General features: G+C 44.4%; 19 protein-coding genes. 6 read left to right on the top strand and 13 right to left on the bottom strand.

All coding sequences use genetic code 11. The annotated features are described in order from the left end of the window. Nucleotides 1-233 precede the first annotated feature (233 nt). Complete coding sequence (locus tag OKW21_RS29400) at nucleotides 234-3,374, bottom strand: VPS10 domain-containing protein (RefSeq protein WP_277486773.1); 3,141 nt, start codon at nucleotides 3,372-3,374, stop codon at nucleotides 234-236. Between the two features lie 349 nt (nucleotides 3,375-3,723). Between OKW21_RS29400 and OKW21_RS29405 the strand changes: the two genes are divergently transcribed. The 3 genes from OKW21_RS29405 (at nucleotide 3,724) to OKW21_RS29415 (ending at nucleotide 5,382) form a co-directional block, all read left to right on the top strand. Then, complete coding sequence (locus tag OKW21_RS29405) at nucleotides 3,724-4,740, top strand: pirin family protein (protein ID WP_277486776.1); 1,017 nt, start codon at nucleotides 3,724-3,726, stop codon at nucleotides 4,738-4,740. Between the two features lie 209 nt (nucleotides 4,741-4,949). Continuing rightward, complete coding sequence (locus OKW21_RS29410; RefSeq protein WP_277486778.1) at nucleotides 4,950-5,126, top strand: hypothetical protein; 177 nt, start codon at nucleotides 4,950-4,952, stop codon at nucleotides 5,124-5,126. Nucleotides 5,127-5,157: 31 nt separating this feature from the next. Beyond that, entirely contained in the window at nucleotides 5,158-5,382 is a 225-nt protein-coding gene (locus OKW21_RS29415) for a hypothetical protein (protein ID WP_277486779.1), read from the top strand. Between the two features lie 17 nt (nucleotides 5,383-5,399). On the opposite strand, the gene OKW21_RS29420 is transcribed toward OKW21_RS29415, so the two are convergent. From OKW21_RS29420 to OKW21_RS29470, 12 genes are all read right to left on the bottom strand, one after another. After that, nucleotides 5,400-6,845: an aldo/keto reductase gene (locus OKW21_RS29420; protein ID WP_277486781.1), complete on the bottom strand. Its 1,446-nt coding sequence runs from the start codon at nucleotides 6,843-6,845 to the stop codon at nucleotides 5,400-5,402. Beyond that, nucleotides 6,846-8,348, bottom strand: coding sequence for an APC family permease (locus tag OKW21_RS29425; protein ID WP_277486783.1), 1,503 nt, complete (start codon nucleotides 8,346-8,348; stop codon nucleotides 6,846-6,848). Between the two features lie 64 nt (nucleotides 8,349-8,412). Then, nucleotides 8,413-9,318: a hypothetical protein gene (locus OKW21_RS29430; RefSeq protein ID WP_277486785.1), complete on the bottom strand. Its 906-nt coding sequence runs from the start codon at nucleotides 9,316-9,318 to the stop codon at nucleotides 8,413-8,415. A gap of 57 nt (nucleotides 9,319-9,375) precedes the next feature. Beyond that, the gene (locus tag OKW21_RS29435; protein ID WP_277486787.1) at nucleotides 9,376-13,515 is read right to left on the bottom strand and encodes a hybrid sensor histidine kinase/response regulator transcription factor; all 4,140 of its coding nucleotides are present in this window, start codon (nucleotides 13,513-13,515) and stop codon (nucleotides 9,376-9,378) included. Between the two features lie 381 nt (nucleotides 13,516-13,896). Then, nucleotides 13,897-14,244, bottom strand: coding sequence for a hypothetical protein (locus tag OKW21_RS29440; protein WP_277486789.1), 348 nt, complete (start codon nucleotides 14,242-14,244; stop codon nucleotides 13,897-13,899). Nucleotides 14,245-14,770: 526 nt separating this feature from the next. Continuing rightward, nucleotides 14,771-16,273: a sensor histidine kinase gene (locus tag OKW21_RS29445; protein WP_277486791.1), complete on the bottom strand. Its 1,503-nt coding sequence runs from the start codon at nucleotides 16,271-16,273 to the stop codon at nucleotides 14,771-14,773. Between the two features lie 486 nt (nucleotides 16,274-16,759). After that, a complete protein-coding gene (locus OKW21_RS29450) occupies nucleotides 16,760-17,083 on the bottom strand; it encodes a hypothetical protein (RefSeq protein WP_277486793.1) in 324 nt (107 codons plus the stop codon). A gap of 237 nt (nucleotides 17,084-17,320) precedes the next feature. Further along, nucleotides 17,321-17,746, bottom strand: a complete 426-nt coding sequence (locus OKW21_RS29455) for a Fur family transcriptional regulator (protein ID WP_277486795.1) — start codon at nucleotides 17,744-17,746, stop codon at nucleotides 17,321-17,323. A gap of 154 nt (nucleotides 17,747-17,900) precedes the next feature. Then, nucleotides 17,901-18,323 carry a Fur family transcriptional regulator gene (locus OKW21_RS32830; protein WP_420870129.1) on the bottom strand — a complete coding sequence of 141 codons (423 nt, stop codon included), beginning with the start codon at nucleotides 18,321-18,323 and terminating at the stop codon, nucleotides 17,901-17,903. A 1-nt stretch (nucleotide 18,324) separates the two neighbouring features. Continuing rightward, nucleotides 18,325-18,999 carry a GTP cyclohydrolase I FolE gene (gene folE / locus OKW21_RS29460; protein WP_277486797.1) on the bottom strand — a complete coding sequence of 225 codons (675 nt, stop codon included), beginning with the start codon at nucleotides 18,997-18,999 and terminating at the stop codon, nucleotides 18,325-18,327. 44 nt (nucleotides 19,000-19,043) lie between these two features. Further along, nucleotides 19,044-20,249 carry a GTP-binding protein gene (locus OKW21_RS29465; protein ID WP_277486799.1) on the bottom strand — a complete coding sequence of 402 codons (1,206 nt, stop codon included), beginning with the start codon at nucleotides 20,247-20,249 and terminating at the stop codon, nucleotides 19,044-19,046. 30 nt (nucleotides 20,250-20,279) lie between these two features. Beyond that, on the bottom strand, nucleotides 20,280-20,684 hold the full coding sequence (locus tag OKW21_RS29470) for a MerC domain-containing protein (RefSeq protein ID WP_277486801.1): 405 nt from the start codon (nucleotides 20,682-20,684) through the stop codon (nucleotides 20,280-20,282). A gap of 113 nt (nucleotides 20,685-20,797) precedes the next feature. Here OKW21_RS29470 and OKW21_RS29475 point away from each other — a divergent pair, with 113 nt between their 5' ends. The 3 genes from OKW21_RS29475 to OKW21_RS29485 are packed head-to-tail and all read left to right on the top strand — an operon-like array spanning nucleotide 20,798 to nucleotide 23,086. Continuing rightward, the gene (locus OKW21_RS29475) at nucleotides 20,798-21,424 is read left to right on the top strand and encodes an ABC transporter ATP-binding protein (protein WP_277486803.1); all 627 of its coding nucleotides are present in this window, start codon (nucleotides 20,798-20,800) and stop codon (nucleotides 21,422-21,424) included. Further along, entirely contained in the window at nucleotides 21,421-22,647 is a 1,227-nt protein-coding gene (locus OKW21_RS29480) for an ABC transporter permease (RefSeq protein ID WP_277486805.1), read from the top strand. Before OKW21_RS29475 ends, OKW21_RS29480 begins: the two co-directional genes overlap by 4 nt. Next, complete coding sequence (locus OKW21_RS29485; protein WP_277486806.1) at nucleotides 22,637-23,086, top strand: DUF3299 domain-containing protein; 450 nt, start codon at nucleotides 22,637-22,639, stop codon at nucleotides 23,084-23,086. Before OKW21_RS29480 ends, OKW21_RS29485 begins: the two co-directional genes overlap by 11 nt. Nucleotides 23,087-23,157 lie beyond the last annotated feature (71 nt).

Below are 23,157 nucleotides of genomic sequence, written 5' to 3' on the forward strand. Positions count from 1 at the left end.
ATTTTCATACTTGTAATAAAATTGTGAATTTTCAACTATAATGATCTAAGTAGCTTATTTGCTTTGTTACTTTTTGTCATTGTCCCGGCGGGGAACCGCACAAAAAGTAACCGCGGCGGACCGTCAAAAAAGTCTAGCGGTTTCCGCCGGGAAATCTCCGAACGCTTCACCGCACATACCAATTACACGCCCGCCGGATATTCAAACCAACGCACAAAAAGCTAGCTGTTTAACTATTCATGATCAAACCAGCTGATGTCGGCTGCTTCAATCTGCTGACGGTAAGCTTGCCATGCGCTTGCATAAAAGTCATCTACAGCTTGCTGAAATTCGTCTACCAGCTTTTCAGCCTGTGCCACCAAAGCTTGGTCCTGCTCGGAAGGCTTATGCAGACGCCCCATCAGGGCATACTGGGCATCAGAAACGCTGGAGTAAGCCGTAGTTTCAAACGACTGCCAGGCGCCTACCTGCTTCTCCGGGCGCTTGCCCCTGGCCTCTTCGCTCAGCTGTTGCAATTCATCTTTGACCTGTTGAGAAAGCTTCACCAGAGCATCCGACTCCGAATAGTTCAGGGCATTCAACTGCGACTGAATCTGGTTGACCTTTTCTTCACTTTCGGCAATACTATTCAAAGCAGTACTGAGCTGAGCCGTGCTTTTGTCCAGGTGTTTGAGCAGGGCATAATGAGCAGCATCTACTTCCGGCTGCTCTTCAAAACGAGGATCGGGAATGACTTTTACTTCAGTGGTGTCGCTACTACCTTCATAATAAAGCACAGCCTGATAAGTGCCCGGAAGTACAGGAATATCCCGGCTTTCATCGCTCACATAAGCACCCGGAAGCTGAGCCGCCTGCTCATCCAGTTTCCAGGTGATGTAGTTTAGCCCCAAATCCAGTGCTGAGCGACCAAAAGTCTGTATAAGATTTCCTTCTTCATCATAGATTTCCGCTTTGACTTCCACGTTGGCAGCAGGTTGATCAGTGATGTAGAAAGGAATTTCTACTTTTTGGAAAGGACGGTTTTCTCCTTCAAAGGTAGTATGAAAGCCGGTCCAGATATTGCCGGGAGGGGCAATAAACAGGCCCTTCACCTGCACCACCTCATTGAGTGGCAGGGCAGTCAGTTTATCATTCAGCTTTCCAGCCGCGGCTTCCCGCAGACTGAGCAAGTCGTCTATGATCCAGATGGCGCGCCCAAAGGTACCTACGATAAGGGCCGATTCTCTTTGCTGTATGGCCAGATCCATAGTGGAGACTGCCGGAAAGCCATTTTGAAATTGTGTCCAGCTATTACCTTCATCCATACTAATCCATAGGCCATTTTCAGTGCCCAGAAATACCAGCTTAGGCTCTACAGGGTCCTGTATCACTGCCAGCGCATAGCCTTTAACATCTGTGTCATCTACCATGCGCTCCCAGCTTTTGCCAAAATTGGTAGTACGAAAAAGATAGGGCGCATAATCACCCCGGCGATAATCGTTAACCACCATCCAGGCCGTGGCGGCATCATAGCTTGAGGCTTTGATCCGGGCAATCCAGCTGCCTTCAGGCATCCCTTTTATATTAGCAGTCAGGTTTTGCCAGCTTTGTCCACCATCCTGCGTCAGTTGTAGCTGTCCGTCATCGGTACCTATCCAGATGGTTCCTTTATCTACCGGACTGGGGGCAATCGTCAGAATGGAATTATAAAATTCCGCTCCGGAAGCATCAATGGTCAACCCCCCATAGTCCTGCTTTTGCTTCTCAGGATTATTAGTAGTCAGGTCAGGAGAGATGATCTCCCAATTTGCCCCCTGATCAGTTGTTTTGTGTACGAACTGGCTACCGTAGTAAGCAGCATCCTGATTCCAGGGGTCACGGGCAAAGCCCGCATTCCAGTTGAAGCGTAAGCGGGTATCCAAATCAGTAGCCTGCGGTTTGATGCTTTGGTAGTAACCTGTGAGCTTATCATAGCGGAAAAGGTCACCATTCTGGGCAGTCCCGTAGCCGAAGCGAGAATTGGTGGAGTCAGGTGAAATGTAAAAACCATCTCCTCCCACCAAATACTGCCAGTAGAGCGTACGTATGCCTCCTCTCTTCCAAACATAGCCCGGCCCCGACCAGTTGCCATTATCCTGCATGCCGCCGTATACATTGTAAGGCATATCATTATCCACATTAATATGGTAAAACTGGGCCACCGGAATGGTTTCGGGAAAATACCAGCTCCTGCCATGATCATGGGTAATACCCAGGCCACCATCTCCTCCAATGATGAAGAAAGTAGGGTCGTTAGGATCTACCCAGAAAGCATGAAAATCTGCATGTATGCCTTTGGTCTCATCGGCAGGAATCATAGGAATGGAGTCAAAACTTTGCCCCCCATCATAGCTCAATGTCAGAGGTTGGTAAATGTTGTAAAGCCTGTTCTGATCCTGAGGGTCTACTGCTAAATCCTGGAAGTAGAAAGGACGGTTGTTGGTATAGCGAGGGTTGTCATTGATCATTTCCCAATGTTTTCCTCCATCATCACTGCGGTAGAGCGCGTTTTTTTCAGCTTCTATTTTAGCATAAATGCGGTCAGGGTTACTGGGAGCAATGGCGATGCCGATACGTCCCAGTTCCCCGGCAGGCAATCCGTTTTCTTTACCCAACTGCTGCCAGTTATCCCCCCCATCATAGGTGGCGTATAAGCCTGAGCCGGGGCCTCCGGAGGTAAAGCTATAAGGCGTACGCCGGTGCTCGTACATAGCAGCAAAAATCTTATTGGGATTCTCCGGGTCCATCACCATATCCGCCACGCCCGACTGTTCGTTGGTATAGAGAATTTTCTCCCAGCTTTCTCCGCCATCGGCAGTCTTGTAAACGCCTCTGTGCTCCCCGGGCGTAAAAGGATCGCCCATCACGCCTACATAGACTACATCGCCATCATGAGGGTCAATGAGAATACGGTGGATGGTTTTGGACTCCTCTAAACCTACAAACTGCCAGCTTTCTCCACTATCTATACTTTTGAACAAACCCTGACCGAGGTTCATAGAGTTGCGGGGGTTCCCTTCGCCTGTACCCACCCATACCACTGAGGGATTGTCCTGCTGAACCGCTACCGCGCCTATATTCATGGTGGGCTGATCGTCAAAAATACTTTTCCAGGCAGTGCCTCCGTTTTCAGATTTCCAAACTCCACCGGAAGCGGCACCTACATAAATGACCTTGGTAGGATGATCCACTACTGCATCTATGGCGGTAATTCTTCCGCTCATATTGGCCGGGCCTACATTACGGATGTTCAGGTTTTTGAAGTGCTCCGGCTGAAAGGTTTGGGCAAATGAGATACATAATGTAGTAAACCAACATAAAGCCAGGAAGAATAAAACACGAAAAGTAAAGGGCATAGGTAATTATCTTTGCTAAAGTTTAAATATGGGCAAATATAAAATCAAAATTTTTTCAATCCCCTGTTCCAGTGTTTAATTCGAAAGAAGGTTTAGCCGATGAAAATTATGAAGGGCTATGAGTGCACATTGGAATGACATACATCAGGAGAGACTATTCATCTTTCCCATCAAATAGGATGTTAATAACACTGGTCCAGGCTTACTGCAACAGGATTTGTAATAAAGCGTATTTCAGTAGGTAGGGGATAGTAGTTTTTGGAAAAGAAAACTACAATACCATAGTAGAAATATAAACATCAATTTGATGTATCTACAAATAATTTATACATGAATAAAATTTATAAAGATGAGTAAATCAGCAGTAATAGATATCAAAAAACTAGGCTTTCCCTGGGAGACCAGCGATCCTTTTCTTTTTTGTGTGCATCATGAAGATGCTTATCCTCAAGGCAATAAGGATATGGGGCCTTCAGCCTCACTGACAGGAAGAAATATCGGTCAGGACTTTGCCGGAAAAGACGGATGGAGCATGTACCACGGCTCTAAGGTTCCTGGCTTTCCTGCACACCCTCATGTAGGTTTTGAAACAGTAACGATCGCCCGCAAAGGTCTAATTGACCACTCAGACTCCTTGGGTGCTGCCGGGCGTTTCGGTGATGGAGATGTGCAGTGGATGACTGCCGGAAAAGGGGTGCAGCATTCGGAAATGTTTCCTTTGCTGAAGGAAGATAAAGATAATCCGGTGGAGCTTTTCCAAATCTGGCTCAACCTGCCCAAAGCCAAGAAAAAAGCTGATCCTCACTTTGCCATGTTGTGGGGAGATACCATTCCCAAGTATAAAACAAAAGATGAAGAGGGCAGGGAAACCAGCGTAGCCATAGTCGCCGGTAAAATTGGTGACTTACAGGCGCCACCTCCCGCCCCGGACTCCTGGGCGGCAGATCCTGAAAATGAGGTAGCGATCTGGAATATCCGTATGGAGGCGAATGCTCAGTGGACCTTACCGGCTGCCAAAAGTGCGGTGAACCGTACGCTTTATTTCTTTAAAGGTGATACCGTTGAGGTAGATGGGCAGGAAGTTGCTAATTACAAATCCATAAAGTTGCATGCGGACCAGGAGGTGAGGCTGAAAAATGGCGACGAAGAAGGACATTTACTATTGCTACAAGGTAAGCCTATCAGTGAGCCGGTAGTGCAGTATGGTCCTTTTGTGACCAATAGCAATGCGGAAGTTCAGCAGGTAATGCAGGAGTTTCAGCGTACACAGTTTGGTGGATGGCCCTGGCCTTCACATGAACACGTCCACCCCCGCGAAAAAGGGCGCTTTGCCAAATATGCTGATGGGAAGCTAGTAGAGAAGTAGTATTCTTATCATAAAGCTATCGCCCTTTAAATTTTCTGAAAGAGAATTTCCTTCTACACCCGGAGCACTACGCTCCGGTTTTTTTTATCTGCCCCCCTCTCCCAGCCTAACACTCTTTTCATTTTTGTTGAAAAAAAAATTGAATCAACAAACATAAAAGCATTATTGTCGTATATGATAGCATTACTATCAAATAAAATAATAAGACTATGATACTATCACCTTTCATCCCGGATATAGCAGAAGGAAAGCAGAAAGAGAAGGCACTTGCCCCTTTACAACCAATAGCTATTAGAAGATATAGGCAAATGAATACCCTGGCGGATATATCACTTGGCAGGATACGACGGTGGGGCTTACCATTCCGACGTCCTTTTTCTTTATAGCCTATCGAAGAAACCTAAAATTTGATTTCCGATGAGAACTTGTATGTTGACTTACAGCAAACTTATACTGGAGAAAGTAAGGAAAGTAAGCTTCAGTAAAGAATTGTACGAGCGGGAGTACAGGAAAGCCCTCAGCAAGCTTTCTGAAAGTGAAGCACGACAGTTAAGAGATTGGGCTGACAATAAGAAAAAATTAGCCAGTTTGTCGGGGTCAATGGTAAATCAATCTGCAACTATACTTTGCCAGGGTTTCTGAACTCTGGCAAAGTAATGTCATATCCTGGCTTCTGCTTCTATTTCTACCAGATAGCCTTCCCCTACCAGTCTGGCCTGTACCAAAGTGTTGGCAGGCTGAATGTCTTTGAAACGCTCGCCATGCGTTCGTGCTACCGCTTCCCAATCATTGATATTGTTTACAAAAATTCTGGTGCGGTCTACATCTTCCAGGCATCCTCCTAATGACTCAAGGGCTCCCTGAATTTTGTCAATCACAAAATGAGCTTGCGCTGCCGCATCTTTACCACCGATCATACGGCTGCCATGCGTAGCGGTAGTGCCTGAAACGAGAATACGGTCACCACTGCGTATCGCCCGGCAGTAGCCCGCCATATCTTCCCAAACTGTACCGCTGAAGATTTTCTTTCTCCCCTGATGTCCATCCACGACTTCAAAAGGGGTAGGAATACTTTCCAGATGATCACTTAGATCACCGGAAGCAGTGAGGAAGGGTGGCTTGCGATATTCATCTCCGCAACCTCCGGGGATAGGAGAAAGCGCAGACTGTGCTTCCCGGATAGACTGTAAATCTTCCGCATCCAAATGGATGTCAAATATGCGCTGGTTTTCCGCGATGTGCTCACTTTTGCCCAGTCGTGCTCCCAAAATAATGCCTGCTACCGCGGGTTGATTCAACATAAAGCAACTACTAATATTGGCTATGGAAGCATTATGTTTTTGAGCTACCTGATGTGCCACTTTGAGTAAATGCTGAAATTTCTTCCAACCACCGGCAGCATCAATAAATCGCTTGTATTTCATCTGCGACCAGGTGCTTAGTTCCTCCATTTTCGGTTCGGGCTTGTTCAGCCATTTCTCCGAAAGAAAACCGCCAGCTACCGTTCCAAAAACGAGCAGTTTTACCCCATACTGCTTACATACTTCTGTCATGCTTTGCGCTGCCCGCTGGTCTATGAGTGAATGGCACACCTGGTTGGATACAATTTCAATACCGCTACTCACCGCTACTCTCAGGTGAGCAGCATCAAAGTTGGTCAGGCCGAGATGGCGTATCAGGCCCTCTTCTTTTAGCTCCTGTAGCCAGAACAGGCAGTCCAGCCAGTTTGGATCGGCATAGTTCCAGGCATGGAATTGCATCAGATCAATGGTTTCCAACTGCATGCGATCCAATGCCTTTTGTACTGCTTCCCGTACTTCCTGCTTAGAAGTAGGCCCCGGTCTGGGGACCCATTTGGTCAGCAGTTGTACCTGTTTGTCTGAAGCATGCTGCTTTTTGAATGTACCACTGATGATCTCTGCCGACCCATAATGATCAGCCATGTCAAAAGTGGTAAAGCCTGCTTCTACATAAGGTGTCATGGCACGCGCGCTTTCCTCAGGATCAAGGGTAGTCCCGTCTTTTTCCATATCGGCTATCTGCCACAGTCCGGTCAGCACCCGAGAGATTTTTAAGTCGGGAGCGAGTTCGCAGTATTTTTGCATTTATTCGGGAGGAAGCTTGGTAAACAATTGCCGGGTATCTACACCCTGCTTTTTTAGTGCTGCTAATTTTACGAAAAATATGATGGAAGCCAAGCTCATGACAATGAGCCAGATGGGGGTAGAATGAAAATACCAGGCCTCCGCTTCGCTGTTTAAGTCTTTCCAGCTATGGATAATCAAAAAGCCAGACAGCATCAGCGTGCCCATCCATCCTAAAAATTGCTGCATGCTCCGCTTACGAATTACCGTTACTTTCTCTGCCAGATCAGGATTGACATGCGGAAGACGCAGCAGCGTAATACACATCAGCAAAAAATTAACCATCATAGAAGTCACCATAATATCTATACCTAAGAAGAAGTCGCCGGCAAAGTGGCTTCCCAAAATGCCTATGCTGGCCATGATGCCACTCACAATCAGGGCGATATGGGGTGTATGTCTGCGGGAATGTACTTTTGCGATTTTTTTAGGAAAGATGCCATCTTCTGCCCAGGCAAACATCAGGCGGGATACGGAGAGTAACATGGCGGGGAGATCATTGATCAGGGCGATAGCTGCCCCGGCTACAATGGCTACCGCCAGGCTGGAAGGAAGCACATAGCTCAGCATACCCGGTGCGGTGATGTCTTTCTGCATGACCTCTTCGGCTATAAAAGACCAGGGCACGGTATGATAAACCGCTGCGGTAAAAAGAAAATAAAAGCTTCCCACCACTATGATTGCCAAAGCAATAGCCAGCGGCAAAGTGCGCGATGGATTCTTGGCCTCCCCTCCTGCCTGGGCAATGGAGTCAAAGCCAATAAAGCTGGAAAACAGAAGCGCAGATGCTGCAAGAAATGTATCCAAGCTAAAAGCAGGTGAAGCTGCTGCCTCATGCACTCGTCCTTCTTTGGCAAGCAGTCCGGCCGCAAAATCCTGCTGGTCAAAAATAAAACCGGCTACAATTACGATAGCGCCCAGCGCAAACATCAGGAACATAAGGGGAATCAGGGTGCGCTCATAGGATTTCGCTCCTCTTATATTTATACCCACAAAAATCCATAATAAAAATATTGCCAGACTCACCCGTATCCATCCTTTGTCCAGCAGTACAGCCATTTCCTGCCAATTCATACTGACGGCCACATCTCGGATAAAGGGAATGATAACATAGGATACTACGCCAATGACAATGGATAAGCCGAACCATTGGGAGAAGCTGGCGACAAAACCGAGGTAAGGGTTGAGCCCGCGGCTGGCGTAGATGTAACTCCCCCCTGCCCGGGGCATGGCTGAAGCCAGAATACTATAGGCAAAAGCAGCGAATATGGCAGGTATCGCGGCAAAAAGGAAAGCAGGCAGCACGTATGGACCGATACCCGGAACATTCCGCTGGATCATAAATGGCACTACATTGATGGAGGCGCCTAGCATGGAGCATATACCAGTTGCGGCCAGACCCAGCAGGCCCATTTTCCTGACTAATCCATTTGTTTTGGTCTTGGATTGAGAAGTACTGATCATAAGGGCTGCTAAAATGCAACATTTCAGGCAATATTGCTATCCCTCTTTGAATCAGGCCTTGCATCTACTTTGAACGGTATCTTTGCATCAGGCCATTTACATATTTCCTGAGCTGTAGATGATCAGCTTTGCCAGTAATTTTATAAGGATAAAAGCCTATGACAAAAGACTGAGGCTCACTGAGCAAAGCCTGAGTCTGAGGCCCCCTGCCAAAGCCAAAGACTGTCATTCCATCCTCACTATCTACTCCTCGCTCACTATTGCCCATATAGCTAATCAGATCTTGATGTTCATCAGGTTCTATCTGCAACATAAACAGTATCCGGTCCACCTGCTGATGTCCGACATACATCCACTGATATTTTCCAAAGTTTGCTGTGCCCTTAGATAAATCCGGATGTTGAGTTTTAGGTCTGCTCAGACTTGAGTCTCTTGAATCTGACCCAAAATAATACTGCTCGGGAGCATACTCACCCCCCGCTGCACCTTCGTACAAAAACCAGTAAGCCTGCTGCGGATCTGTCTTTTCAATTTCTAATACCGCATGATCTTCATAGAAAGTCCAGCGCCACCTCCACTTTCCGCTCTTGCTTTCCGTCACGATTTGACGCTCTCCATCTACGAGGCTGGTACACTGATCAAAACCGGGATGCCCGGCACCACCATCATCTGACCGGAACACCAGATTGGGCAGGCCGCGATAAGAAGAAGCTGCTGAGGCAGGATATGCATTCCAGGGCTCTTTCTTAAAACCAATCCAGTCATTTCCTTTCTGATCGATCATACGGGAGAAGCCTCCCCCTACTTTATCGTAATAATAAGTGGCAGTTAGCGTATATACGATAAAGTGGGGCCGTTCTTCATAATAACCTTCTTCTATTCTTATTGCATCCTGAGCATACAGAAAGCTCAAATCGATAGCGCAGATCAATACATATAGGCCAATACAAACTATTTTAGGCTTTTTCATAGCATAAAATAGCAGATGAAGGTGACATTTGAGAAAATGCGAACATAATTTTTATCACTACAATACCGTATGTGCTACATATTCGGAAGGGGTTTGTCCGTATTGCTTGTGGAAACTCTTGCTGAAGTAGGAAGGATCGTTGAATCCCACAGCATAGGCTACTTCTGCAATGCTGCCTGAATCCTGGGCCAGCAGCTCTGCTGCTCTTTTCAGACGCATCATGCGGATAAAATCTCCTGGTGCCTGGTTGGTCAGGGCTTTGAGCTTGCGGTACAGTTGTACCCTGCTCATGCCCAACTCCTTACCCATGCTTTCTACACCAAAAGTAAAGTCTGCCATGTGCGCTTCCATGATTGCCAACAGCCGCTGTAGGAACTGCTCATCGGCTGAGCTTACTTTGACCGAGCTGGGCTGCAGGGTAATCTCCCGGCTGAACTGCTCTCTGAGCTTTCTGCGGCTCTCAATCAGGTTTTTGATCCTGACCAAAAGCTCATCGGCTTTGAAGGGCTTGATGATGTAGTCATCGGCTCCGGTCTCCAACCCTTCTATCTTGTCTCCTCCGCTGGCTTTGGCGGTGAGCAGGATCACTGGAATGTGAGCGGTCTTTTCATTGGTTTTAAGTTTGGTACAGAGTTCTACTCCATCCATTTTGGGCATCTCCATGCTGGGCATCATCACATCACTTAAGATCAGGTCGGGGATGTGTTCAATGGCCTTCTTATAGCCTGCTGCTCCGTTTGCTGCTTCCATGACCCGGTAGACAGCCTGCAGGTTCTCCCGGATGAATGCCCGCACATCGGCATTGTCTTCTACGACTAAAATCAGAGGCGCTTCTGAATGGCTTTCGGAGATTGGTGATCCATTCGTTTGGTAGCCGGAAGCGGCTGGGGGTAATACCTGTTCTTTTCCATTACCCTCTTGACCTACTACAATTTCGGCGAATTCAGCCTGCCAGAGGGGAAGTTTTACTGTAAAGCAGCTGCCTTTTTCGGCTTCACTGCTGGCTGAGACTTCTCCGCCGTGTAGTTCTACCAGTTCCCTGACCAGCGACAGACCGATGCCACTGCCTTCGCTAGCCTGCTGGCTGTCATCTGCCTGGTAGAAGCGGTGGAAGACATGGGCCAGTTGCTCTTCAGACATACCTACCCCACTGTCCTGTACTTTGAGTTCCAGCAGGCTGAGCTGAGCAGCATCCTGAGGTTTCTGTACAGGAGTAGTGATTGATTTTTCCGCGGCATGCAGGCGGGCAGAGAAAGTAATACTTCCTCCTGCTGGTGTAAACTTGAAAGCATTGGAAAGCAGATTGGTGATGATCTTCTCCAGCTTGTCAGCATCAAAGTAGACTACAGGATGATCATTAGGGTACTGAAAATGATAGCTAATCTGCTGTCGCTCGGCCAGGGTGGTAAAAGACAGGCCGATAGACTGGAGGAAAGGTACAATGGCGCCGGCTTTTACTTCTGCCTGCATCCTGCCCGCTTCCAGTTTGGAGAGGTCCAGCAGCTGGTTGATGAGGTGCAGGAGTCGCTGGGCATTGCGCTGCATCATGCTGAAGAGGGAGTGCTCTTTGGCATAGGCAGGCTCAGTCATCAGTTTGTCAAGTGGACCAAGTAGCAGAGTGAGGGGGGTACGGAACTCATGAGAGATATTGGCGAAGAAGTGAGACTTGAGTTGGTCTACTTCATGCATTTTCTCGGCTTCCATGCGCTGTATATTCAGTTCATGTCTGAGTCTTTCTCTTTTCACCGTATACTGTCTAAGGCTGTACAGAAGGCTCAAGCCCAAAACAGTATACAAAGCATAAGCCCAGCCGGTCTGCCACCAGGGCGGGAGGATGGTGACCACTATTGTTGCTCCTTCTTCGTTCCAGATGCCATCGTTGTTGGAAGCTTTGACCCGGAAAATATATTCTCCGGGATCCAGATCGGTATAGCTGGCAAAGCGGCGGGTATCACTGTAGACCCAGTCTTTGTCTACACCTTCCAGCATATAGGCATACTGGTTTTTCTCAGGAGCATCATAATTGAGCGCGACGAAGTCAAAAGAGAGGAAATTCTCATCGTATGCTAATTCAATTGATCCGGCAGGGACTTCTCTATCTTCATCCATCACCTGGAAGCTCGTGATGTAAATCGGAGGAATAGTAATATTATCCTGAATGCTATCCGGGTCAAAGATGACAAAGCCATTATCAGTACCAAACATTAACTTCCCGCTGCTGCTAAAAGAGCCTACCCCTGCAAAGCTTGAGGGTAAACCATCACTCACATCAAAGTTTTGGAAGCTCTTATCTTCAGGATCAAAATGACTAATTCCTTTATTGGTTCCCAACCATAACTCTCCTTTATCATCGCCAACTATACTAAAAACAGTATTACTGGGAAGTCCCTCTCTGGTAGTAAAATGCGTAAAAGTATTGGTACCTGGGTCAAAGCGGTTAAGTCCTCCCATCCGGGTCCCTATCCAGATGATGCCTTCATCATCTTCATAGAGTGTCATCACACTTATATCATTGAGGTGTTTCGGTGATGGAGCGTCAATGGGAAGGTGATGAGTAAACAAGTCTGTCTCAGGATTTAAACGAGCGATGCCAGCCGCGGTAGCGGCCCAAATCTCTCCTGTATGGCTGGCTAAAATATCATTTACAAATAAGTGCTTGAGTCTGGTGGTATCTAAAGGATTATACTTATAGTAAACAAATTTTTTGCCCTCTGGGTCAAAAGATGCCATACCGGTTTTACCCCCTACCCATATCTTGCCAGAGGCCCCCTCATCCATATTCCATATCGGGATTTCACAATCATAATGTGTGAACTCACCTGTTTTCCTATCCAATAGATTCAGGGCAGTACCTGTTCCTACCCACAGGCGTTTTTTACTATCTTCAAGAAAGGACAAAACCTGATTGTCAGCCAGATCACCAGCAGCCTTATCTTTTATGGATAAGCTCTCTATTTTTTTAGTATTTGGGTCAAATTGGAATAGCGACCCTCTTGGGTTTCCATGTGGTTCACTGCCCGAATATCCCAGCCAGACCGTACCGGTATGATCTTCCAGCAAAGCACTTACTGCATTTTCATCATGAACATCTGAAGCATGGGCAGGAATCCTCTGATAAGTCTGGAACATGCCGGGAGAAGCACTTGCTTTATTGATTCCATGAGCTGTTCCTATCCAGTATGCTCCTTCTGAATCCTGATAGATTGCAAGAACATTTTCGTGGCTCAGGCTTGTAGGTTTGAGGGGGTCGTACTCAAAGTTAAGTACCTCATCGGTTTGTTTATTTATTCTGTGTAAACCCTCCGATCCATATACCCATAGGTACCCCTGGTTATCTTCGTATATGCCGTTCCAATATATCTTTTTACTTATTGAACCTTCAGGATCAAAGCGATTAAATACCAATTTATTCTCTTTCGTATCCATGCGAAATAGTCCTTCTGACTCACGTCCATGCACTCCAATATCAGTACCTATCCATAATACTTCTTCTTTATCCAGATACAGATAGTTACACCAAAAGTCCTGTGGGTCAATTGAAGGGTCCATTTCCACATAAGTAAATTCACCAGTTTCTTGGTGAAACTGATAGAGTCCACTGCTAGTACCTGCCCACATACGATTTGCTGAATCTCTGGCAATTGAAAAAACTGCCGGAGCTTTGCCTGATGTTGGGTTTCCGGGAGCAGGATATTGCGTAAATTCTTCAGTCTCTCTGTCAAATAGCGCTAACCCGCCGAAGCCACATACCCATAAATTATCATCCTGGTCTTCATAGATGGACATCAAATAATTCCACTCAAAAGAACTAAGCGGCATAATCTCATGGCGGGTTACTTTTCCTGTATGTTTATCTACCTCATGAAATCCTCCACCGCTAGTAGTTACCCATAATCGTCCTTCACGATCTTCATAGATATCACTAATTTGATTATGACGCAAACTATGTTTGGGATCATTAGGATCATATCTAAGTACTTCAAACTCGTACCCATCATACTTATTCAAACCATTTGCCGTACCAATCCACATAAAGCCTTCACTATCCTGGTATATGCTGGTGGCAGCGTTATTTGATAGGCCATTTTGCTCAGTAATATGCTCAAAACGAAAGCTTTCGTCCTGTCCGTGGCCAGTTACCGCAAAGAGGCAAAGCCACAGAAAAATAAGCGGATATTTTGTCTGACTGGTTTTCATAAGGCGGGAGGTTAGGTATATAATAAACTGACGCTTCAGAGAAAGCGTGGTGGTATAGAAATATTTTCCTGCTAAAACAGGATCATGATTGACCAGCCCTCTCTGGTTGTGGGAAATGTGATCTTAAAATTATTTGAAGGGAACACTCTCACAAATAAGGGCAAGTCATTTATAAAAAGTAATAATTTTTTTGATAAAATCCTTCTGAATTCCATCAGTTTTCCACAAGCTTTTATGATCAAATATGCTGCATTAATGGAGTAAAGCTATTCATAAGTCTGCCCAAAAGCTGGTAATTCTGTTGCAATTGTTGGTAAATTGGTAACAAAATGTAACGGGAATTATACAGCATGAGCAATAGATAACATTTTTCCCCTCGCACTAGGGACGATTGCTTGCAGACAGAGGTAGTATAGGTATAGGTAGATTTTCTTCAATCATATTAGCCAATTGCCTATCATAATGGTAGGCTTCAGATTCCCAGGGAGTCTTCCGTGAGTTGAAGTTCCCACCATAGTATTTTCTCCCGTTCCAGAACACTTCATTTTCGTCAAGCACTTCAAGTTCACCTTTTACATATTGTTTAACATGGATCATTTCATGAGCAAGTACCAGTCTTTGCATTTTTTCGTTCAGACGAGCATCTACCCGTACCACGAATACATTTATCACTTGTCCTGCGTCAATAGATTTTGTGACGTATGTGATTCCGGCTAAGTTGTCTGCCATGTAAACAGAAAATTTTACATGTAGATATACTTTTTCCCTTATGCCAAGGTATGCTAGATATTGCGATACCTGGTTGATTATTTTTAAAGAGTCTTTATTATTACAGACTTTGATAGTAGGCTGAGCCAAAGCAATATTTCCTGCCCATACGTTTAAGAATATTAATAAGAGTAGCTTTTTCATAGTGAAGGGGAATTTGAGGTTCACTGATGATATAAAGCTAGTGACTGGGTATAGCGAAGGGTTAGGAAAAAAGTCTCATTTACCAGTAGATTGGTAATGCTCAGAAACGATAAAGTAGCACCAGGCCAAACTACTGGAAGTATAGTTCCAAATCATGGTAATTTGGTAAACTTGTTTGTTGGAAATCCGGGAGCATAATTCCCTGTCAGGATATAGCAAAATAAAAGACCTTCCGCTTTCTTCTCTGAAAAAGTCGGGTGGATGGTATGTTTTAGTGTGGAGTTATGAACTGATAAAACGATTATTTATCACAGCTTACATCCCTCTTTTTACTGACGTAACCTTAGTTATCAAAGTAAAGCCTGAACAAAGTGCCTTCATTCAACTTACTCCTGACCTCTATCCTCCCACCATAGTTTTCTACCGTCCTTTTTACGATATACAAGCCTACCCCGCTACCCTCTACATGTCTATGAAAGCGCTTGAACATACCAAACAACTTAGCCTGGTGTGCCTGGCTAAGGCCAAGTCCATTATCTTTGATGCATAGGATAATTTGTCCATCTGATTTATAAGTCCTTACCTTTACCTCGGGCTTTCTTTTTGGCGAATGATATTTGATAGCATTGCTTAATAGATTATACATAATACATCTTAAACTGGCTTTGGCAAAGCTCAATTCTTCTACCTGCAACTCCTCTTTAATATCTACTTTGGCACTACTAATAGAAGACGCTAAGTCTTCTTTTACTTCTTCCAATATCTCTTTAAAGGAAACTATCTCTACCGGTTCTTCCAGATTCTTTTGAGCCTTAGTCACTTCTACCAGGCTATCAATAGTGCTCTGGAGTCTTGCAATGGATGTTCCCATTTTCGCAACAATTTGCCTGTCATGCTTATCAAGCTTAGGGCTTATCTTACTTTCTACCAGTTGTAGTAAGCCTTCCAGATTGGCAATAGGGGATTTAAGATCGTGTGAAGCAGAATAGACAAAATTGTCCAGATCCGTATTTACCTTGTGTAGTTCTGCGTTCTTCCTCATGAGTTCCTCATTCCTGACTCTATCACTCAGGTCTCGGGTAACTTTGGTAAAGCCGATATGTTGATTCTGCTCGCTATAAATAGGCGTGATGACTACATTGGCCCAAAACTTACTCCCATCTTTTTTGATTCTCCACCCTTCATCTTCAAACCTCCCTTTATCCATAGCTTCGACGAGCTCAAAATTAGGGTAATGGGACGCTACCGCATCCGGAGGATAAAACCGTGAAAAATGACAGCCTATAATTTCTTGTGCTTCATAACCCTTTATTTTTTTTGCCCCTTCATTCCAGCTGGCAATTTTACCCTCAGGGGTCAGGAGAAAAATAGCGTAGTCTTTAACTGAAGCAATTAACAAACGAGACCGTTCTTCACTTTTTTGCAGCTCATTTTGTAGCTTTTTTTGCTCGGTCAAGTCCCTTGTTACTTTTGAGAAGCCGGTTAGCTTATTATCGCTGTCGTAGATAGCAGAGATAACCACATTGGCCCAAAACTTACTCCCATCTTTTTTGATTCTCCATCCTTCTTCTTCAAACTTACCTGTTTCCCTTGCAACTTTAAGTTCATGTGCCGGATGATTTATTTTAAGCGCTTCCTCGGGATAAAAAATAGAAAAGTGCTGACCAATAGCCTCCTCTTTAGTATAACCATTAAGCTTGTTGGCTCCTGAATTCCAGGTGATGATATACCCTTTGGGGTCCAGCATAAAAATAGCGTAATCCTTTACACTCTCTATCAACAGCTGATATTTCAACTCATTCTCTTCCAGAAGCTGTTGCGTATGTATGGAGGGAAGCTTACTCATTATTAATGTTTTGACAGTGAGTCAGTAAGAAAAAAATAACCGTATCCGAAGATAAAGATAAAAAAGTAATCCTTTACACAAACTTTGCATTAAAACGCTCACTCCTTAGTTGAAAGCTAGAAATCCCAAAGTAGTTGCTAAAATTCAGGAGGCACGATAGCAGAGCTCCTAATTATGAACCAAACTTTACTCTGTAAGCTCAGAAAAGAGGCCTTTGCTCCAAAAATATGGAAATAAGGTAATGCATAACCATACCTTTATAGCACCTGGATATCGGGTGAAAAGATATGCAGCATTGCCTTCTTATAAATTATTACTCCAACGACACCGAGGTATGTATTTCATTTATACCCGGCAATTTTTGAATTCAGAGAAGTCAGTTATGCAAAAAAATAAATCGCTATAAGGATTTGCTACATAACAATTAACCCTCCCTTCAGAAAGGAACATGAAGAGGTTTAGAGTAATTTGAGGGCCTTTTATGAATTATTCAGATGATAAAAAGGCATTGATGTATTCGGTGCCTTCGTGCACTAATCCTTTGCCTACACTATTGGATTGAGGAGCATAGATAAAATATGCGTTACCTTTGGTTTCAGTACTGGACATAATGACTGCTTTACCATTAGCCAGAAGTTCCAGCGCTTTTCTTGAATATTTGCTCAAGGGGACATCCAGTTTTTCAATGGTTTTAGTTGCCAAATCTACCAGATGATATTCAATCACAAAGCCTTGCTGATAGTCACCATATTCGGTGATTGAGTCACTTCTAAATATCTGTACGATGGCTTTGTTATCATCCACAGACAACCTGCCCCCGCTGTGATATTCGTTGAATTTCGGTCAGGTTGAAGAAATAATCAGCGGCAAATGCATTTTCAGCAAAGCCAGGTGCGCTCACTACACTCTATCCTACGCCGGCGGTTCTGGAGTCGGTGATCAGTTTCATGAGGATAAAATGAATACCAATTTTACTGCCTCTCATACCTACCGACTACCAATAGAGGTAGCTTTACTTATTTTATCTGATGAGCTATATTTTTCTGCTTAGTGGTTACAGGTTTTACAGATGCCACTTAGTGTGTAATTAACTTTATGAACAGAAAAATTATCAGACACTTTTACTTTAGGCACTTTTACATCTTCCAGACAGTAAGTCTGCTGACATTCTTCACAGATGAAATGAGCATGTTTCTCTGTATGCTGCTCATCCGGGCAATGCTTCCCGCATAATGCGTATTTGGTGCCTTGTGCGTCTTCAGAGGCACGGTGTAAAATACCATGTTCTTCAAAAGAGTTCAATGCTCTATATACTGTAACCCGGTCATGCTCTGTAGTCATCTTAGCCAAAATATCACTTGCGGAAAGCGCAAAATCATTATCCAGGAAAAACCCCAGAATTTCCATTCTTATGGGAGTTTTCTTCAATCCATGCGCACGTAATAGGTCGCCTAGCAGTCCTTTATTGTCCATATCTTATTATGGTAAATTAGCAGTTGTTTGTCAAAGCTAACACATAGTTAATCTTTAAAGTTTTGTGACCTACATCATTGTTTCACTTTCTTTGGGGGCCTGATCTTCGCTCAAGATAATCGTAAAGTGATTTTACACTTGAGTTTAGTTGTCTCTATGAATGATGGTTTCGCCTACATTGCATGCATATACCCTTCATCAATAAGGGCATTTCTTCTATTTCAAACTGATTTAAGGAATGAAGATATTCATCTGGTAGGGTGGGCAAGCATACTATCTTTCCACAATGCTTACAATGTAGATGAGGGTGTATCTGATGATTGCAATGATGCGCCTGATGATACACATACATAGCTTTACCATGCTGATTTATTATTTTCATCAAGATGTGAGCATCTACAAACATGTTTAACGATCTGTATATGGTGACACGGTCCATCTGAAAATAAGCTTCTAAACCATTTAAAGTATAGGCCTTGGGTTGTGAAATCAGCAACTGAAGCAAAGCAATTCGCTTGTCAGTTGATCGTATGCCATTGCTTTTCAGAAGTTGGATAGCTTGCCTGGCAGCGTTCATCTTAACCGATCATTTTGTGAAATTCATCTCGCATCTCTTTATCGGAGAAGGCGCCTCCGTATTCTATCGTTGTCGTTCTGCTGGTAGTATCTTTCACCCCTCTTGAGGAGACACACAGATGTTCAGCTTCTATAAGCACAATCACATCTTCGGTTTGTAAACACGCTTGTAGCTCCTTATAAATCTGTAAAGTCATGCGCTCCTGTACCTGGGGTCTTTTACCGTAATATTCTACCAGACGGTTAATTTTGGAAAGGCCAATGACTTTTCCATGAGAAACATACCCCACATGGGCTTTACCTACAATGGGTAAAAAATGATGTTCACAGGCAGAATAGAAAGTGATGTCTTTTTCTACCAACATTTTACTATACTGATACTTGTTATCAAATACAGACACAAAGGGTTTATTTTCGGGATTCAGCCCGCTGAAAATTTCCTCAACGTACATTTTAGCCACCCTATATGGGGTTCCCTTCAGGCTATCATCCCTAAGGTCCAACCCCAGCTCTTCCATGATGCCCTCAAAAAGTTTAGTGATATTTTCTATTTTTTGGCTGTTGGGCTTTTGAAATGCATCAGCACGAAGAGGAGTTTCTACAGAGGTCATCAGATGTTGATCTCCTGCAATTTCAAAAGCTTCTTTTTCGGTTTTTACCACTTGATTATTATTCATATTGATTTTTTTGGTAAGCTGAGAAACATTTTATGTATTCCCTTCTAGATGGGGACCCAATCAGGAAAAGGGTCTTTAAAAGAATGGCCGGACTGGGCCATCAACCACTCTTCTTCAGTACACAGGCAAGCTTCCAATTCCGCAGTGATAAGATCCTGATCCAGATGTATACCGATGATGACTAGCTCATTCATACGGTCACCGAATACGCCATCCCATTTTTGCTCTATTTCTTTTTTTCTTTCCTGAAACAAAGGATGACTGATTCTATCCAGAAAGGACAAACTGACCCACCAGACGCCTGCCGGTTCTGCGCGTAAAGAACCACCCGCCTGACTCCAATTGAAAGCCTGGTCTGAGCGGGTTGCCAGCCAGAACAGCCCTTTGCTACGGATAATATTGGCACTCCATCCTCCTTGAATTAAATTCCAGAACCTTTGGGGATGGAAAGGCATACGGCTGCGGTACACAAACGAAGATATGCCATACTCTTCAGTTTCAGGAGTATGTTCATTTTCCAGTTCTTTGATCCATCCCGCCGCTCCGGCTGCTTTTTCAAAGTCAAATTTGTGGGTATTGAGAACACGCTCCAGAGCAACATTTCCATTGATTGTAGGAATTATGTCTGTCGTGGAATTCAGTTTTCTCAGTATCCCCTTCACCACATTGAGCTGCTCCTGATCTATGAGGTCAGTTTTGTTTAAAATAATAACATCGGCAAACTCAATCTGATCAGTGAGTAAGTTCACAATGGTACGCTGATCGTTAGGATCATCCTCATTGAGATTTCTGTCCTGCAGCGTTTCTGTACTACCAAAGTCTTTGAGAAAATTTAATGCGTCTACCACGGTGACCATGGTATCCAGCCGGGAAAAACGAGACAAGTCAATGCCCGTAAGCTCATCTACATAAGTGAAGGTTTGTGCCACTGGTATAGGCTCGGAGATACCTGTACTTTCTATCACCAGATAATCAAAACGTTCTTCTTTGGCGAGTTGCTCTACTTCTACCAGAAGGTCTTCCCGCAGGGTACAGCAGATACAGCCATTAGACATTTCCACCAGCTTCTCATCGGTACGAGAGAGCGTATTTTCATTTTTCACGAGCTGAGCATCAATATTGACTTCGCTCATATCATTGACGATAACGGCCACTTTCATACTATGTTTTTTGTGCAGTATGTGGTTTAAAAGGGTGGTTTTACCTGCTCCCAGAAAGCCGCTGAGCACAGTGACAGGTATTTTTTTCATGTGTTAAAGATTATCATGAGAGAAAAAAAATTAAACAGCTTGCTTATTTCTGGTTTGAGATGACCGGGCGAGCTTCCAATTAACTAAATGCGCCAGTGCGACAGTTGTCGCTCCCAGAGCGGTGAATAGGATTTCCGCCCAGGCATTAGGAAATGTATGCCCCAGGAAGATGAATGCAAAGCCTGAAAGCACAATCCAGAAGGGGCTAAATTTCCTATGGTGTCTGAGGTATCCGTGTATCAGAGAAAGTGTAGCGATCAGCAGGCTGATTGCAATAATGCTATTTTCCAGCCAGGGATCCTGCAAAAACTCCAGATTGGCTAAAGGTGCTAATGCCAGCAAAAATGGTAAAATACCGCAATGGATAGCACAGAGAAGCGAAACAGAAAGTCCTATATGATCCAGAGAAACTTTGAATAATTGATTTTTGGTCATTTGATGTTTTTTTTACTGCAACAGAGTTGCAAATATAGAATCTTAATTTTTTATTGCAACATAGTTGCGTTTATATTTTATGATTTAGTTCTTATTCAAGATTCTGATACATTATGTTTAGCACTGCATCCTTAAAGTTTGCTTACCATACTGCTCCGCCATTTCATTTTCCTGATATAAGGCTGGTGGATGGTGAACATTTACTGATCTTGGGTGAGTCCGGAATAGGCAAAACCACCATGCTTCACCTGATGGCAGGGATATTAAAGGCACAGTCGGGAGCCATTGAAGTGGATGGAACCAATATCTGCACCTTATCTTCTCAGAAGCTGGACCGTTATCGGGGGCAGCACATAGGATTGATTTTTCAACGCCCTCATTTTATACATGCTTTATCGCTTCAGGAAAACCTGAGTCTGATACAACACCTGGGAGGCGTTTCCAAAGACAGCAAGCGCATCAAACATGTACTGGATCGTCTGGGTATCGGGCACAAACTGCATCAAAAACCGCATCAGTTGAGTCAGGGAGAGCAGCAGCGGGCGGCAATTGCGATGGCCATTGTCAATCAGCCTTCACTCATACTGGCCGATGAACCTACTTCCAGCCTGGATGATAAAAACTGTTTTAAAGTGGCAGCATTGCTGAAAGAACAGGCTACCGCCACTGGCGCTCATCTGATCATCATTACCCATGATCAACGTCTGAAGACCCTATTTCAAAAGTCAATTACCTTATGAATATCACGAAATTAAGTGTAAAGAATATGCTCAGCAAACCTCTCAGCACCAGTATGAGCCTGATACTACTTACACTGGGGGTGGGGATGATTTCTTTGCTGATCCAGATTAACCATCATATTGAAGAGCAGATGAAAAAGAATGTAAGGGGAATTGATATGGTGGTAGGAGCCAAAGGAAGTCCGTTACAGCTTATTTTATCAGCCGTATTTCATATGGATGCCCCTACCGGAAATATCAGTATGCATGAAGCCGAAGAGCTGATAAAACATCCTCTTATCAAGTCAGGTATTCCTCTTTCCTATGGAGACAGTTATCAGGGGTATAGAATTGTAGGTACAGATCGGCAGTATCCTGAGCTGTATGGAGCACAGCTACAAGAAGGGCGTCTCTGGCAGGAAGCCTTTGAGGTAAGCCTGGGGGCTACAGTTGCCGAAACATTGGACTTAGGTATTGGAGATACTTTTGCCGGAGCGCATGGCCTGGCTGAAGGTGGCGAAACCCATGAGGGTCATCTTTATGAAGTGGTTGGCATATTCGGCTATACTAATTCTGTGCTGGACCAGTTAATTCTCACGGCTACCGAAAGTGTCTGGGATGTGCACCATCATGAGGAAGAAGCGCATCAGGAAACAGAAGAGGCCGGTCATGATCACGAAGAAGAACATGAGCAGGAGAAAGAAATTACGGCCATGCTGATCAACTTTCGCAACCCAATGGGCATGATACAGATGCCTCGTAGAGTCAATGAAGATACCCAGATGCAGGCAGCTCTCCCTGCTTTTGAGATCAACCGCCTGTTCAGTCTGATGGGAGTAGGCATAGACACACTGAATATGATCGCTTTGGTCATTATGGGCGTTTCAGGGATCAGTGTATTCATCAGTCTGTACAGTGCCCTCAAAGACCGGCAATACGAAATGGCCCTGATGAGAGCCTATGGCGCTTCCCGAGGGCAATTGTTGTTCGTAGTATTACAGGAAGGGCTGCTGCTTTCCCTGCTTGGCTTTGTACTAGGAATGCTTTTCAGCAGAGTGGGGTTGCTTCTGGTTTCCGCTTTTATGCAGGAAGCTTACCACTATCGCTTTTCCGGGGCCTCTCTCATGGCCGCTGAATGGTGGCTGTTGCTGGTGGCTATGGGGATCGGGCTGATCGCTTCCATCATTCCTGCCTGGCAGGCTTCTTCTATTAACATTTCTAAAACTTTATCTCATGCGCACTAAAATGATCATCGTGATGATGTTTATGTTTAGCACCATCCACGTTTTTTCTCAATCTAAAATCAACTGGAGAGTGCTTGCCAACATAGAGTATGTGGAAAGATACGTAGCGGCTGAGGACTTCTATGGCTATCTTCCCGAATTTAGTGATGAGCTAAAAGCCCTGGAGGGAAAAGAAGTTTCTATCAAAGGTTTTATGCTTCCTATAGATCCTGATAACAATATGTTTCTTCTTTCGCAGAATCCTTTTGCTTCTTGCTTTTTTTGCGGAGGAGGAGGGCCGGAGTCAGTGGTTGAGTTAAATTTAAAGCCCGGTCATCCCAATTTCCGCATGGATCAGGTGGTGACTATGAAGGGTAAACTTAGGTTGAACAACGAAGATTTTGAACAAATGATGTATATATTGGATGAAGCTGAAGTAGTAGAAATCCCTGAATACTAAATTTCATACACTACATAATAAGCGAATGACCAAATGATTTTTCCAAGTTGTCATTTAGATATGCGAATTAT

The sequence above is a fragment of the Catalinimonas alkaloidigena genome (assembly GCF_029504655.1).
In the GTDB taxonomy this organism is placed as follows: domain Bacteria; phylum Bacteroidota; class Bacteroidia; order Cytophagales; family Cyclobacteriaceae; genus Catalinimonas; species Catalinimonas alkaloidigena.